A 15,893-nucleotide genomic window follows, 5' to 3' on the forward strand; every position below is an offset into this window, starting at 1 on the left:
ATATAGTATTATTAGCTACAAATATAATACACTTTTTTAATTTCTTCTACTCCACTCCCTAAAATCTTCTCCCGTAGGATTCTGGAATACACGTAATCCGAATTCCGGAATAATAGCAAGCAGATGATCGAATACATCGGCCTGGATTCCTTCGTAAGGTACCCACTCTTTCACAGCAGAAAAAAAGTAAAGTTCGACCGGAATACCTTGTTCGGTGGGCTGAAGATAGCGTACCATGCAAGTGAGATTTTTATTCACGTCGGGAAGACTTCTCAGGTAGTTCGTCAAATAGGCGCGAAACACACCAAGATTGGTCTGGCGTCGCCCATTGACCAAAATAGAGTTGTCTATGTGATGTTCTTTATTATACTCTTTCACCACCTTCTCGGTCTGCTCCACATAATCGGTCAACAATTGGACTTTCTTATATTTAGCCAGCATTTCGGGGGTACAGAATCTTACACTGTTCATATCAATATTGATAGAACGTTTCACACGCCGTCCACCGGACTCCTGCATACCCCGCCAATTCTGAAAAGAATCGCTGACCAGCAGATAGGGAGGAATGGTAGTGATGGTATTGTCCCAATTGCGCACCTTCACTGTATTGAGCGTCACTTCAATCACCGTACCGTCGGCTCCGTATTTGGGCATAGCAATCCAGTCACCTACTTTCAGCATATTATTTGCAGAAAGTTGAATGCCGGACACAAATCCCATGATACTGTCTTTAAACACCAACATCAGGATGGCAGCCGAAGCACCAAGCCCGGTGAGCAATACCATCGGAGATTTATCTATCAATACACTGATAACAACAATTCCTCCAATGAAAAATAGTATCACTTGCGCTGTTTGCAACAAACCTTTCAATGGTCGATCACGAAACTGCTCTCGCTCACTGTATACATGATAAACAGCCGACAGAAATGCGCTGATAAAACGTAGAAAAACCGCAATGATATAAATCATGCAAATACGACGAATAAAATCGAGGGCACTTACATTTGGAATTGCCAAAGGAATCAACACATAAATAATGATGGGGGGGACAAGATGACTGAGATAAATCAGTACTTTACGGTCGAATACAATATCATCCCAGGTTGCTTTGGTCTTTTTCACTAGTTTAGCAACCACTCTTAAAAGAATGTTACGACAAATAAGATCGGCTAAAAAGGCAACACCGATAATCAGTATCAGTGTGATAATAGGACCTACTTCATTGCTGTTAAATCCCCAGGAAACGAATAAGTTATTTATCTTTTCGGTTATTTGTTCCATATAAAAACTCTTTAATATCTTCTTTCAACCATTGATAGAGGTATAAATCTTTGTATGCACTGTTTTTGCGGAGCATTACTTCCACATTCACCTGACTGTTCTGATAACAAGTCAGTTCGTTATGAAATTGTTCATTGTGTTCTGCCAACTTCTTGATTTCCTGTTCACGCTCGCGCCTTAAAGCCGTACAGACGGGAGTCAGCACTTTCATCACTACATTATCCATAATATGATGCCCTTGAACAAACAAATAAGTAGTATCAGGAAGTACTCCGAGCCTTTCAAGTTCGGCCGATAATCTGTCGATCTCTTCGAGCCCCTGCGGAAAGCGTGTAGACAATTCGGACAACTTAGCTGTAACCGAACGTCTCACCACTTCCAGAGAACGTTCCGGATGTCTCAGGCTAACATCGTGCAAGCGAACACAGCCATTAAACTCACTCATGGAAAACGTATAAGTATCATGGCGGCGATAAAACCAGACAGACCATAGGAAAAGCGGATAAACGATCCGGGAGTATCGCTTCATAAACTCGTTGAAATCAATGAGGTGACGGTCATTCAAAGTTGCCTGTACACAAACCTCATGCAAGCTGTCGGCGTAACAATGATAGTTCTCAATGGCATAGGCATAGGTCTGAAAAATATATTTGTTACGGTTAATCTTACGCGAGGTGGAGGTAGCTCCCTGCAACAGAAAGTCATAGTCACTATCTACGCAAGCAATCAGGCTTTTCCCGAGCTCAGCGGTATTGAGAGTATTCATCAACACCATCTTCTTGCCTTTGGCCAACGATGTAGCGGAAGGAAGCATCACTTGAAAATAATGTTCTTCGTCCTCAAACTCTTCAAGCAGGGTACGCCAGAAAGCTACATCATCATAACTCTCAACATAAGCAACGATTCGGCGGCGTGCCTTTTTAGAGTACAGCTTATGGGCTGCACTGAAGTAGGAAGAGGTCAGATTATCTTTAAGACTAATTGCCATAGGTCGTGTTTGGGTTAAATGCTATTTATAACTGGTTGCAATATCACTGACTTCGGTTACTGCATCGAGCCATCCTTCCATGATCACTGCAGGAGAATGTGTCGTTAGTATAATCTGCACATTCGGATTCAGTTCACGGATCATCGATATCAGCTTTTGCTGCCATTCGATATGCAAAGAAGCTTCGGGCTCGTCCATGAACAATACGCAATGGGCATTATCCTGTACAAGTACAGTAAGCAGGATCACCAACATCTGTTTCTCACCGGAAGAGAGCTTATTAGGAAACAGAAGTTCACCATCCTGATAAAAAGCAATATCATTGCGTTTACGGTCTATTTTTTTACGGGTATAGCTGAACAGTTCATCGACCAAGTCTTGAAAACGGCGCTTGGTTACTGAAAGCGTAGCTGCTTTGCCGCGCTCTTCTTCGTTATTACTACTCAGCAGATCGATCATCTTATTGCCGATATTGACCTGGTAGTCAAGGTAGCGGCGCTGCAACAGATAGAGTTGCCAGTCGAGTTCGGACTTTACATTCTTATCTGCCATACGGGCTGTGAAGTCTCCCATAATAAGCGGACGATCGTAACTGCGGATCACGTCATACGGAATGTAAGTAGCTTCCGGATTATCAAAAAAGACACGTACCCCGTTTTTTTCATCACTCTTTACTTCACCTGATAACTGTTCAAGATAACCTACCGATCGATTCAGGATAGTAGTTTTTCCTACTCCATTGATACCGGATAGTATATTGACATCCGGACGAAGGTCCCAGACTATGTTGAACCGGTCCCATAATCCGTTTATTTCAATTCGTTTGATATAATTGGCTGATAGTTCCATAAATGGTTGCATTTAAATTAAACAAATATAGAAAATTCAAACGATAAATTAGTTACTTTTGCATCAGTTTTCAATAAAGGTAACATTCGGTATGGAGATTGATAAGAATCTGAAAGGACATGCACTGGCATTTACGGCCAACGTGATGTGGGGATTAATGTCCCCTATCGGCAAATCGGCATTGACAGAGTTTTCGGCACTTTCGGTAACCACCTTTCGCATGGTAGGGGCGGCAGCAGCTTTCTGGATACTTTCCGCTTTCTGTAAACAAGAGCAGGTAGGACACCGTGACATGCTGAAAATTTTCTTCGCTTCTCTGTTCGCCCTTGTTTTCAATCAGGGAATATTTATATTCGGCTTGTCTCTCACTTCTCCGATAGACGCATCTATCGTAACAACGACTTCACCTATCATCACCATGATTGTGGCAGCTATCTATCTGAAAGAACCGGTTACAAACAAAAAGGTATTGGGAATTTTCATTGGAGCAATGGGAGCATTGATCTTGATTTTAAGCAGTCAGGCGACAAGCGCAGGAGGAGGAAGCATCTGGGGAGACTTACTTTGTATGATCGCCCAACTCAGCTTCTCTATCTACCTGACCGTATTCAAAGGATTATCCCAACGCTATTCGGCCATCACAATTAATAAGTGGATGTTTATTTATGCATCTATATGCTATATTCCTTTTTCTTACCAGGATATAGCGGGCATCGAGTGGAACAGTATTTCGACCGCTGCCATTTATCAGGTACTTTATGTGGTACTATGCGGAAGCTTCATTGCTTACATCTGCATCATGACTGCACAAAAACTGATGCGCCCTACAGTAGTAAGTATGTATAACTATGTGCAACCCATTGTTGCTTCCGTAGCGGCGATCTTAATGGGAATCGGAAGCTTCGGCTGGGAAAAAGGAGTTGCGATTGCATTGGTATTTCTTGGAGTCTACTTTGTGACTCAAAGTAAATCGAAGGCAGATTTGGAAAAGGCGGGAAGAAAAGTTTGAACGGAAAATATCCTCAAAAATAACTCTCTAAAGAATGCCGAGCAAAATTTAAACAAGCTCTTAAAAAAGTTCTCATTATTTATAAGTTGTTTCTCTAAGATTGTGTAATTTCTTCTATTACCTCAAAAATATAGTCTGTCCGATCATCTTCCCCGATAGGCAAAGCACATTCTATTTCTTCCATTATATTGGAACGAGAAGTCAACATGACCATTTTTTCTTTCAGATATTGTTTAAGAGCTTCGTCTTTTTCTTCCTGAAAGCGTTCAATGAAATCCGGGCAACTATTCAAAATGTATATAATATCTTCAAAATCATGTGAAGTACGCAAATCATCGCCCCCTCTGCCTGCCAATGCCTCAAACTTAGTGGCTACATAATAAGTAACAGGAAATACATAAATGGTTGTACCATCGGGCAAAGTTCTCGGTTCTTTATTAATGATTGCCGGGTGATACCACATATTGGAAAAACCGATGACACCTTCATCGTCCGGCATAATATCAACAGTTTCTCCCTGATATATCCACCGGCAAATAGGAGCATCGGGAGTTTGGTCGTTTTGAAAACCTTTCCCCCTTAATAACTCGCATAGTTCGTTGAATCCTTTATAAGATGCCAATTCTATTACACAATCCACGTCCATTGTCGGACGGATATCTGTTGCTGCCGGGTCACTGACATATAATTCGGCAACAGCTCCACCGACATAGACTACACTTTCATTCAAATCGCCTAACCCGGAAGCTACTTTCTGTAACCTGTTTAAATTACTCCCTGCCATATTCCTGGAAATATTTTTTAAGTTCAACTTTTGCTATTTCAATCTCTCTTGTTTTACCGATACGTAATGCATCTACAATAACTAATAATTCATATAGTTCCGTATCTCTATTTATAACTTCCGGTACGGACTTATACAGTGGTTCTATCCTTTGCCCTCTTTCCGTTCCGTTCTTATATGCCCATACATATTTCTCCTTTCCCTGGCTGATTTGTTCCTTAATAGGAGTAGCCGAAAACGCAGTAGGTATTCCTCGGACAACGCTTTCCGGCTGAACGGGAAATACATATTTCAAACCATGTACAAGAAATTCTTCCAACGCTATAATATTGACTTTCTGTTTATTCCGGTCAATCAATTTAGCGATACGGCATCTTTCGAGTGCTTCGGAAATCTCTGATGCACTAATTTTAAGAGAAGCAGCTATATCTTTATTCAATAGCCTCTTTCCGTCTTTGGTCGTTTTCTTTAATAATATCACTACGTCCTGTGGACGCATTCCACTATGTTTTTTCATTTTACAAAACCATTAATTTGCAATTCGCGAATTGCAAATTAATGGTTTTATTATTTGATATGCAAGCAAATATGCAAATATATTCCAGAATCAAGCATTTTTTAAAGAATACGGATTTGCAATTCGCGAATTGCAAATCAAATAGAAATAATACTGTTTGAATCAAATTGGCTGTTTTCTTTTTTGCTGATATAGCCGCAAGGATTGGTAACCAGTTCTGTATCATGGAGCCGGTACGACTTTCTGCACTGGTGGGAATGTCCGTATATCCAGTAATCGATAGTGTTATCTCTAATAAGCTCATCCAGATTATTGGCATACAGTGCCGGATACCAGCTATTTTGAAGTTGTTCGCTGATAGCTTCGAGAATAGGAACATGGTGCGAAACAATAATTCTTTTGGAGTACTTCTTTTCCAGTTCCTTACTAATATAATCCCGGCAGAAGCGATTTTCATCATTATACTTGTCAATTGTTATAGGAACTCCCTCATACTGTATGCAGGTAAAATCATTGCAACAATTTCTGATACGTTCACTTATATCAGTAGGAATCTGTGACCATAATGTCGAAAGAATAATCTGCACTCCTTCAATAACGACTGATTGATTATAGTACCAGTGTATATTATCTCTGATTATTCCTGATGCGCTTTTGCGTAACGAAGCTAAATCATATCCCTTATAGAACTCATGATTTCCCGGAATGACAAGTACTTGGGCAAAAGTCGAAGATATTTCATCCCAAAAAGGATTTTGCAGATAGCCTTCATCCCAGCACATCGTATCACCTGCAAGTATCAGTATATCAGCAAAAGGAATAATTTTTTCCTTTTGAAAATATTGGGCATTTCTTGGTATTTCCAAGTGAAGGTCAGACACAAACTGTATATTCATTCGCTTTAATTATTATGAAGTCAAGGCTATTATTGCAATCCAACTGCGAAAATACTCATTTTTCGAGTATTATTGCAGATAGAACGTCGCCTTTTCATGTCATCACGACAATACAGAATCGAACTGACGTTATTTCAGATCTTCGAAATAAGTATCGAGTAAGCTCTTGGCAGCAACAAAAGAGGTGAGATTTCCCTTGAGCACCTGTTGCTCCTTTTCTTGTAACATCGATTCAATCTTGGCATTGTGATAAAAGCTGTCACGTAACTGTTCATTGATGCTCTCATACATCCAGTATTTGCTTTGTTCGTTACGACGATATTCAAAATAGCCATTACCTTTCACAAAATCGATGTACTCGTACACCATATCCCATATTTCCTTTACTCCAAGATTATAGAATCCCGAATAAGTAAGTACACGCGGTGTCCATCCGGAATCCGGAGCCGGGAAAAGATGTAAAGCGTTACGGAATTGCGCAGCCGCCAACTTGGCTTTGTCAATGTTATTGCCATCAGCTTTATTTATCACAATACCGTCAGCCATCTCCATAATCCCTCTTTTGATACCCTGTAGTTCATCTCCCGTACCGGCCAACTGAATCAACAGGAAAAAATCGACCATTGAATGAACTGCCGTCTCACTTTGTCCCACTCCTACCGTCTCCACAAAGATCTTATCGAACCCTGCAGCTTCACATAGAATAATCGTTTCACGAGTCTTACGGGCCACTCCTCCCAACGAACCGGCAGAGGGGCTGGGGCGTATAAATGATTTAGGATGTACAGAAAGCTGCTCCATACGGGTTTTATCACCCAAAATACTTCCTTTGCTGCGTTCACTACTCGGATCAATAGCTAAAACAGCTAACTTACCTCCTTTTTCAAGAACGTGTAATCCAAAGACATCAATCGAAGTACTTTTACCGGCTCCCGGCACACCACTGATACCTACACGAATCGAATTACCGGAATAAGGCAGACATCTTTCAATGACCTCCTGTGCGGTAGCCTGATGTTCGGGACGCACACTTTCCACCAAAGTTACAGCCTGGCTCAGAATCGTCACATCCCCTTTGACAATGCCCTCCACAAACTCATTAACCGACAACTGGCGTTTTTTTACTTTTCGCTTCAGATAGGGATTTACAGATGACGGTTGTTCAATGCCTGCATTCACAACCAAACCTTTATATGCTTCGTTATTTTCAGGATGTTCCATGGCAGATATTAATTATGTGATTCGTTACTCGTAGCTTTTACATCGATCTCCACTTTCGGCTGTACCGGATCATTGGTGATCATCAGAATTCGCAAGTGTCTCTTCTTCTTTCCAAGGTTCTTTTTCAAGACAGTCACTCTCAGGCGGGTACTTTCGCCCGGCTGCAGTATAGTTTTCTTCAAAGCAACACCTACCGCAGGATTGAATACCTGCAGTTTACTGATCTGCAAAGGAGACTTACCTGTGTTAGTGATAACAATGTCATGTCGGGCTTTGTTTTTCTTAACCAAAACCCGGCTTAAATCAATCTTGGATTCGGACAGACGAATAGCAGGAGCTAAAGCTTTATCTTGCTCGGTCATTCCTGAAAAGTCAGGAAGAAGTATTGCTGACACGGGGATTTCATTTTCCTCACTCACTTTATCACCGGCAAAGCGAGCCAGATAAACAGAAGACTGAGTCAAACCTAAATCCATCAGTTGTTTGGTATCAAGTGTCAGGGTAATGGTTCCTTTCTTACCTTTCAAAAGGACGGTAGGATTAGTTTCCATTTTCAGATAAGGCGGAAGGTGCATCAATACAGGTTCGTATGGACGATCGGAAAGATTGACTACCCCCAACGTAATGACCGGTTTCTCTCCGCTGTGTACATCAGGAAAATCTATATCTGTACGGTCAATCCGGATTTGTCCGATTGCATAGGGATGGGTTTTAGTAAAATCCTTGATCTCCTGAACCACCTCTCCATCGAAGTTCAAATAAACCAAACCAGGCTGCGCATTGCTGTAAATGCCGATCGATTTATTGAAATGCCCCAACGCTTTTGCATCAAACGTAGCACTAACCGTTCCTTTTTCTCCGGGAGCAATCGGAGTTTTCGTCCAGTTAGCAACCGAACAGGCACAAGAGGTAGTAACATTAGTCAGTACCAAAGGTTTATCACCTGTATTGGTAATAGTATACTCTACAGAAACCGGACGCTTCCATTCAATCTGTCCGAAATGATGGGTCTCCTTATTAGAAGAGATACGAGGTTGAGCTACAGCCGATAAAGTAATAGTAAGTAAAGTAAATATGAAGAGTAAACTACGTTTCATTCGTTCCTATTTTATTATTGTTAGTTGTTTAAAGTACAAAAATAGGAGTTTTCGTCGAGAATCTGCCACTGATTACATATTTTTAAGCACAGGACATAGTGGCTTTACTCAAAAAAACAGGGGCTGCATCAAAACTCACCACAGAGGACACAGAGTAACACAGAGACGATTTTAGGTTGTTGATTATCAATAAAAAGACTCTATGATACTCTGTGTTACTCCGTGGTGAAAAAAATTTCGACACACCCTCCTGAAAATATTTAATTTTATTTATTGAGATATGTTACAGCGAAACGAAGCTGAGTGGGCTGCATATTCGGGTGCATAGGCACTCTGAATAGTAGCAATTCCTGTTTCGTAACTTCCTGCACGATCGACACGGTAACTATACTCTAAAACATAAGTTCCTTTATTCAAGGTATCGAAAAAGAAATCAGTTGAAGCATCTTTTACTGCTACATAACAACCGACATCACCAACATTGCGATATCCGGACAGGACTTCAATCGGTTCGAGACAGGCAGCGCGCTGGTCTTTCAACTGTATAAAATCCATCGTACGGTCAAGACGGACGGTCAGACGGACTACCACTTTATCACCAACCTTTAACTGAGTCTTACCAATAATCGGTTGCAACTGACGATTGTTATGAGCAATCGTTTCCACATATAATTTCTTATCTACATCCAGACCGCTCCCTTGGCGAACTACTTTATCAAGACTCTCTTCAAACTGTGCATATACTGCTCCCCAGGCAATACCCGGATCTCGTTTTTCAACAATAATCTCAGCGGCATCTACGGTCTTTCTGTCCGTAAAAGTCTTTTTGATATAACCTAACCCCGGAACAGTCGTCTTAGCAGGACTTACCGTTTCTAACACTTCATTGCCAAGAACAATACGGACATCTCCTTGATTATCCAGTAAATTAGTTCCATTGTAAAGCAGGGCATAAACAGCATCTGCAGTAGCTACCGGAGAATCCCATTGCTGGGTCTGTTTCTGCTTTAAAAGCCACATTTTCATTTCTTCAACAACCTGTGCATCCTCTCCCACTCGTTCAAAAGCTTCCATTACATCCACATGGGCAGGTACTTTCAGGTTATTCCAAGTATATGGACTTTCGGCTGTATCAAAAAACATACCCTGGTCATCTGTCCGAGTGAGATATTCTTTAAGGGATGCCATAAACTCCTGAGCCTCTTTCACCTTGCCTACTTTCTGCAAGATAATGGCCGACCAAGCTTTTTCGGTTACAGACTGCTGAGACAATGACGGAGCTACTCTTGAAAGGAAATAGGTGTATGCTTCTTTCATGGATGCCGGCACTTTTTCGTCAGAAATAGCAATCAGATAGAGATACTTTAATGCACTTCGTGAAATTCCTTGTGATTTACTGCCGTTTTTTTCGGCTTCACGAATAGAACGATATTCCTGTAAGGCCTCTTTATGAAGATAGTTGAAAGCCGACCGTTGCATATTCAAGGCTGCGCCTTCCAATGGTTTTCCTGTAAGCAGGGCTATACGTGCATTCTGCTCCACAATAAAATCGGTAACAAAAAGACTACCGTCCATTCCTTTATACCAACTCCACGAACCATCAGGTAATTGGAGTTCCTGTAGTTTCAGTAAGGCTGCTGCATTATTATTACGGATATTATTCAAATCGAATAGAGTGGCAATGCGTTCTTTTTGTTCGCTTTCCGAGGTAGCTTCCATCACCCAGGGAGATTCGGAAAGAAGGATATTCTTCACTTCCTGATTCTTTTGCAAATTACTCAGGAAAGTTTCTTTGGTGCCTCCCCCGAGTTTCCAACTGTCAAAAATAGCTCGAATACGTGGTTGGGCATTCATTATGTAAGAGGCCATTGTGTTGGCATACCAGGAAGTAGCCCATGAAATGGCATCATCATTTCTGGGTTGCGACAGCGCTGGCAATGCTTGTACGGCATACCAAGCCGGATTGGCAGTAAATTCAACGGTTAAACGCCGGTTGGTTGCAGTCTTACTATGATGATTGAAAAGGTCTGCTAAAGAGAAAGTACGCGTTTGTTCACCACGGACAGGCATAGGCAAGGTCTCTGTCAGATTCTCTTTATTGCTGAGAACCGGAAGCAGGTGTTGTTCACCATCGCTGAAATTGCCTCCTTCGGCTATCATCCGGCACCCCAGAACTTCATATTTATCAGTAACCGTAAACAGGAAATCCACCCCGACAGTCTGTCCGGGCCCGGCATTAAATTTCTTTTGCTGGGTAGATATCACCTGATCCGTCATAGGATTGAAAAGCACAAGTTTCACTGTACCCGACATGCTTTTACCTGTGAGATTGCTGACAGAAGCAGCGATGGAAGTATGGTCTCCCACCCGGACAAACCGCGGCAGATTTGGGGTAAGCATAAACTCTTTACTGGTAACAGCAGTAGCATTTATCTGACCCGTCATCATATTCTGTGTGTGGGCATAACCACGGAAATTCCAGGTCGTAAGGCTTTGCGGCATACGGAAAGAGAAGCTGACCTCACCCTGAGCATTGGTATGAAGTTGCGGATAGAAAAAAGCTGTTTCAGCAAAGTTGGTACGTAACTCTATATCTGCAGCCCCATTCACAGCCGGATGATCTGCCTGATTTACAGCCCCCGCATCTTGTGAAACAGAAATCATTTCGGATTCAAAAAGAACATCGTCTGCGGCCTCGCTTTTCATTTGTTGTTTCATAGCTCCCATTGCACGCATACGAGCATAGCGGGTAACCGGAGCGGCGTCATTGGTTATCGACAACACCTCGGCAACAGCATATCCGACAGGAGGTAATACAAAATGATCGTAACTGAAAGAAGGTACTTTCAAACTACGCTGACGGAAACCAAAATAGAAATAGTTCGAATCTGCATAGTCCCTCCTCCAATGGGAAACAGGAACGGAAAGATGATAATATAGCTGCAGAGACTGGTCAGCTTTCCAGATTTTATCCAGTGAAGCATCGTACATGGTAGCCAACATCTCGGCCAAAACCGGTGATTCTTGTGGATTCCGGATCGTCAGCTTCCATTCCTCTTCCTGTCCGGGACGTAATTTGTCACGGAATACATCCCAGCGTATATTCAAAGTATAATCGGGCAAACGCTTTGTCAGACTTACTTCTTGTTCGTAAACCATTCCTTTACGAACAAATGCAAAAGTAATGCCCAAACCATTTCCATAAGCCTCCCGATAAGGATACTCAAAACGGACAAGCGAATCGGACAAATGAAGAAGTTTGCTCTCCAGATGCTTGTTACCACTGAATACATCCATAAGTACATAAGCATCCTTTTCGGAAGTTCCAAAGTAGAACAGTGCAGGATGTTCTGCATCAAACCGGGTATTTACCTCATAATACCATAAAGGCATGGACACCGGTGGACGTTTATCATTCAAAGCGAAAAGGATCACAACCTTTTCCGTTTCAGATTTACGTCCCTGGGCATCTGTCACAGAAGCTACAAGTTTATAAGCACCGGAAGGTAGTGTTTTCCAGTCGGACAATAACGTCTCTTCATTGGATCTGAACGAACCTGAAAGGATTGCCTGAGCAGAAACCTTCTGATCTTTCACAGCTTTGGATTCCTCATAACCTGAAATAGAGAACAATTGGTAACTGCCTTCGACGGCAACCGGTTTACGTTCCAGATTATTTACCTGAAAAGTAGCTTTTATGGAATCGTCTTTACAGATAAGTCCGTTTATATCGGCAAATAGCAGCAAGGAAGTCTTTCCGGCCCGCAGGCTGATTTCCGAAGTCTGCGTTTCGCCCGCAACATTCGTGACCGAAACCTGTACTTTATAGTCATAATAGGAAGAAGTGTCATCACCACCGTCAAGGTCGGAGCCTGAAGTATCGGGTTTCAGGTCAACAGGAAGCTCAAAATTTCCATCTGCCCCCAGACGCACGGTGTCAGAAGCCAGTATGACAGGATTCACTCCCCACATCCGCCAGGAACAAAGGGAGCGGGTTATGGTATAAGTAACCGGAATATCCTGTAAAGGCACACCGCTGAAAGTCTTGACATTCCCTTTCAATTCGACACGGTCTCCTAAACGATAACTTTCAGTCACCGGCTCAAATGTAATGTCAAATGTAGGACGTTTATAATCTTCCACCCTAATGGTACGGAAACCGTTTTGAGTATTCAGGCTGAAAATGCCGTTCAAACAAACGGATGGTAATACGAATTCAGCAGTAAAAGAACCGAAATCACCGGTACGCAGCTTCTTTGTACCCACTTCCTGCCCATTGGCATCTGTAAGTGTCAGTGTATATTCTCGCCCGGCAAGCACATGGGCAGAATCCGGGTATTGTTCATAGGCAATTCCTTTCACATAGACAGTCTGTCCCGGACGGTAAAGAGAACGATCGGTAAGCAAAGTTACGGCAGAAACCGGCTTTGTATCATCTGTAAAGTTATAATTCCCACCCCATAAATAGATTTGAGGCATAGCCGTATCGGCTCCTTTGGCAGCCGTCAGGTATCTGTACTCTCCTGATGAAGCAAACTGTGCTTTCCCGTCAGCATTAGTGGTAGCGGTCAGAAGCTGTTTGTTCTGTCGGTCGAAGACTGAAAGCAGAACCCCCTCTACAGGCTTCCCACTCATATCATCGAGTACAGCTACCTCACTTAGCTTGGAAGGCAAAGAGCGGGTCAGCACTTTGAAGCGGGTGGAAGACAGAAACTTCGCAGAATTAGAACGAACCTCAGCATCCGGAACAATACGAAGGGCATAGAGGCCTGTTTCAGGAGCTTTCATATGAAATATAGAGTCTTGCATTTTATAGTCACCAGACGGGAAAAGGACATAATGCACCGACGAAAGCAAGCGCCCATATTTCTTCAAGAATGTTTCATCAGGTACTTCCACCGCATTGGGGCGAGCCGGCAAATTGATCGCATACAACTGAACTGCAAAACTCTTCAGATTCTTAAAACTGACTTTCAAGTCGAATTCCTCACCGGGATAAACCGCTGACGGGGTCTGCACTGTAAAATCCGGGCTCAGGATATCCTGCTTCAGCTCTTTCAAGGCATTAATACGGTGATAAGCCGGATAGCGGGAAATGGCCTCATCACACAATTGCAATCCGGAAGCAGGTACGCCGGCGTTCACTGCCTCCTGGGCCTTAAGTAAATAAACCTCGGCACAAATGTCACGTGACTGGTTCTCGGCAATCAGTTTATTCAATGCTGCCAGATAAGGATCTTGCGTTAGCCCGATTCTACCTTCGGGAGCATGATAAGGACGAAAACCGGGATCGGTGCGCCTTTTCCACTGCAAATAATCCAAGTTAGTAAGCAACAGAGCGTCCGGATTATCGGTCCGGCGATATGAATCCATCATGTGTCGATAAATCCCTTCGATACGTGCATTTATCAGAGAATCACTGCCCAACCCGGATAAACTCTCTAATGAAGCAATGGCACGGGAAGCTAAGAGATGATACATATCATGATGATAATAATCACTTGTTACCCCCAGCTCGACAAAAGGAATGTAACTTCGGGATGAAGTATCGAGCAGTAACAAGGAATCCTGAAACGTTACGGCTGTTTCTGACATCACTTTCGTTACAAACTGATTTTTACTCCACTCCCGGATATCATTCGAGGGAGTCACTTCCTCCAAATCTGTACGGCGGTTTAGTTTCCAACGATTTTGAGAAGCATAATCGGCATACATACTGCCGATAAGCGAATGCAGAACCGCACGGTCCAGTGGCTTATCTGTAGTTTTCACCCACTGCTCTAATCCGTTCAACGACACATAGAAACTATCCGGAGTGATCTCTTCCCTGAATCTCATCTGCCAGACATAGGCTTTCAGCATTTGAGGAGAGTTCTTCTCAATTTCAGCTTTCTTATAAATTTCGCCGGTCAACCGGACGATAGTCTCGGGCAAGCTTTTCTGTTGGGCCTGCTCCACTTGCTTCCATAACTTATCGTATGATTGGGCATGTGTCCATGAGGACATTCCCATAGAAAGTAACACGATAATACAAATCAGTCTAATCTTCATATCTTAAAAGTTTAAGTATCAATACATAATTAACAAAGTAACAAAATAAAGTTTAAAGATTTGTTCTTTTTCTTATAAAAAAAGAGAACAGATCGGGCATATTTCCATAATCAGCAAGAGTAAAATTAATACATTTTAACACAAAATCGAATACTTGTAACTACTCAGATCTATTTTTACCACAATCAATAAAAACATTAAAATTCTGATTTCTCTTGAAGGATCACGAACTAAACAGCTGTATCCGCCCTACTCTTAAAACCTTGTATCCAAGTTTATTATAATGAATCTCCGTCTATTTATCCCGGTCCGCATACCCGATCCCGGGTGGCGGGGATGGGACGAAGAACAGAGCATTTCGGACTAAACAGCAAAGGAAAACAAAATGCTCTAAACAGCCTGTCCGATTAATCAATATGCTTCTAAGTATTGCATATCAGCATCTTAACAATTGAAAGACGATGGAAGATACGGGTGGAAGATGGAAGATCGAAATGATTTTTTGTAGGAACCTTCTTGAAGTATATGCTGGCGATTGCCGCATGATTATTCAATGGAAAAAATCCGAGGTGAAACAAATTCTCGTCTTGGGCAATGCACCTCATGGGCCAATGGGTGAAGTAACTCCCCAATAAAAAAGTGGGGAACACTTTTACTTAGTGTATCCCCACTTCATCATTTCATTTCTGCCGGCTTCTCTTAAACATCTTTCCAGCAGATGCATTACTACTTTTTTCATTGCTTCAAATACTAATAATAATTACCTTAATTAATAAACACACATCGAAAACCTAAAGGGGAAAACGCTTAAAGCGTTACATATCCCCAGATGTTAGGATTGGCATTTGCCAAATTCTTTAATAAACTTCTTACAATCTTCATAATCTTTTTACCTAAAAAAACTGTTACCTAAAAACTATGTTATCCTAATTCTTATGTTTTACAGCACAAAAATAAGACCTAAATAGGTACGTTGTACTCAAAAAAGGAAGAAAAATGTGTTTTAAAACATATTTCTTGATATACATCAAGAAAACCGGTTTCTATTGGCAATCATATGACAAAACCGGACATAAATAAAGTCAGAAAGGCAGGTTGCCATTGACAATTCTGCATTCGGATGACAAGTCGTCATGAAACAGGAAAACAAGAAGAGATCTTTAAAAAAGAAGAGAGGCAAACGCTTGTAACGCTTGC

11 protein-coding genes are annotated in these 15,893 nt (G+C 42.0%); 2 read left to right on the forward strand and 9 right to left on the reverse strand.

Annotated features, from left to right (window positions below; genetic code table 11):
• Nucleotides 1–36: 36 nt before the first annotated feature.
• The 3 genes from FDF36_RS14300 to FDF36_RS14310 are packed head-to-tail and all read right to left on the reverse strand — an operon-like array spanning nucleotide 37 to nucleotide 3,121.
• Nucleotides 37–1,284: a mechanosensitive ion channel family protein gene (locus tag FDF36_RS14300; protein ID WP_220391787.1), complete on the reverse strand. Its 1,248-nt coding sequence runs from the start codon at nucleotides 1,282–1,284 to the stop codon at nucleotides 37–39.
• Entirely contained in the window at nucleotides 1,256–2,272 is a 1,017-nt protein-coding gene (locus tag FDF36_RS14305) for a DUF4435 domain-containing protein (protein WP_005810390.1), read from the reverse strand. Before FDF36_RS14305 ends, FDF36_RS14300 begins: the two co-directional genes overlap by 29 nt.
• Before the next feature lie 21 nt (nucleotides 2,273–2,293).
• Nucleotides 2,294–3,121 carry an AAA family ATPase gene (locus FDF36_RS14310; RefSeq protein WP_220391788.1) on the reverse strand — a complete coding sequence of 276 codons (828 nt, stop codon included), beginning with the start codon at nucleotides 3,119–3,121 and terminating at the stop codon, nucleotides 2,294–2,296.
• Between the two features lie 91 nt (nucleotides 3,122–3,212).
• On the opposite strand from FDF36_RS14310, the gene FDF36_RS14315 reads away from it, so the two are divergent.
• Complete coding sequence (locus FDF36_RS14315) at nucleotides 3,213–4,130, forward strand: DMT family transporter (RefSeq protein ID WP_220391789.1); 918 nt, start codon at nucleotides 3,213–3,215, stop codon at nucleotides 4,128–4,130.
• Nucleotides 4,131–4,224: 94 nt separating this feature from the next.
• Here FDF36_RS14315 and FDF36_RS14320 read toward each other — a convergent pair whose 3' ends face one another.
• From FDF36_RS14320 to FDF36_RS14345, 6 genes are all read right to left on the reverse strand, one after another.
• Nucleotides 4,225–4,914, reverse strand: a complete 690-nt coding sequence (locus FDF36_RS14320) for a nucleotidyl transferase AbiEii/AbiGii toxin family protein (protein WP_220391790.1) — start codon at nucleotides 4,912–4,914, stop codon at nucleotides 4,225–4,227.
• On the reverse strand, nucleotides 4,901–5,431 hold the full coding sequence (locus FDF36_RS14325) for a hypothetical protein (protein WP_220391791.1): 531 nt from the start codon (nucleotides 5,429–5,431) through the stop codon (nucleotides 4,901–4,903). Before FDF36_RS14325 ends, FDF36_RS14320 begins: the two co-directional genes overlap by 14 nt.
• A 137-nt stretch (nucleotides 5,432–5,568) precedes the next feature.
• Nucleotides 5,569–6,327, reverse strand: a complete 759-nt coding sequence (locus FDF36_RS14330) for a metallophosphoesterase (RefSeq protein WP_220391792.1) — start codon at nucleotides 6,325–6,327, stop codon at nucleotides 5,569–5,571.
• A 129-nt stretch (nucleotides 6,328–6,456) separates the two neighbouring features.
• On the reverse strand, nucleotides 6,457–7,548 hold the full coding sequence (meaB, locus tag FDF36_RS14335; protein ID WP_005775499.1) for a methylmalonyl Co-A mutase-associated GTPase MeaB: 1,092 nt from the start codon (nucleotides 7,546–7,548) through the stop codon (nucleotides 6,457–6,459).
• An 8-nt stretch (nucleotides 7,549–7,556) separates the two neighbouring features.
• Nucleotides 7,557–8,645: a DUF1573 domain-containing protein gene (locus FDF36_RS14340; RefSeq protein WP_022012231.1), complete on the reverse strand. Its 1,089-nt coding sequence runs from the start codon at nucleotides 8,643–8,645 to the stop codon at nucleotides 7,557–7,559.
• Between the two features lie 270 nt (nucleotides 8,646–8,915).
• Nucleotides 8,916–14,696 carry an alpha-2-macroglobulin family protein gene (locus FDF36_RS14345; RefSeq protein ID WP_220391793.1) on the reverse strand — a complete coding sequence of 1,927 codons (5,781 nt, stop codon included), beginning with the start codon at nucleotides 14,694–14,696 and terminating at the stop codon, nucleotides 8,916–8,918.
• A 461-nt stretch (nucleotides 14,697–15,157) separates the two neighbouring features.
• Here FDF36_RS14345 and FDF36_RS14350 point away from each other — a divergent pair, with 461 nt between their 5' ends.
• Nucleotides 15,158–15,331, forward strand: coding sequence for a hypothetical protein (locus FDF36_RS14350; protein ID WP_220391871.1), 174 nt, complete (start codon nucleotides 15,158–15,160; stop codon nucleotides 15,329–15,331).
• Nucleotides 15,332–15,893 lie beyond the last annotated feature (562 nt).

Origin of the sequence: Bacteroides fragilis (assembly GCF_019583405.1) — a bacterium.
Taxonomy (GTDB): domain Bacteria; phylum Bacteroidota; class Bacteroidia; order Bacteroidales; family Bacteroidaceae; genus Bacteroides; species Bacteroides fragilis_B.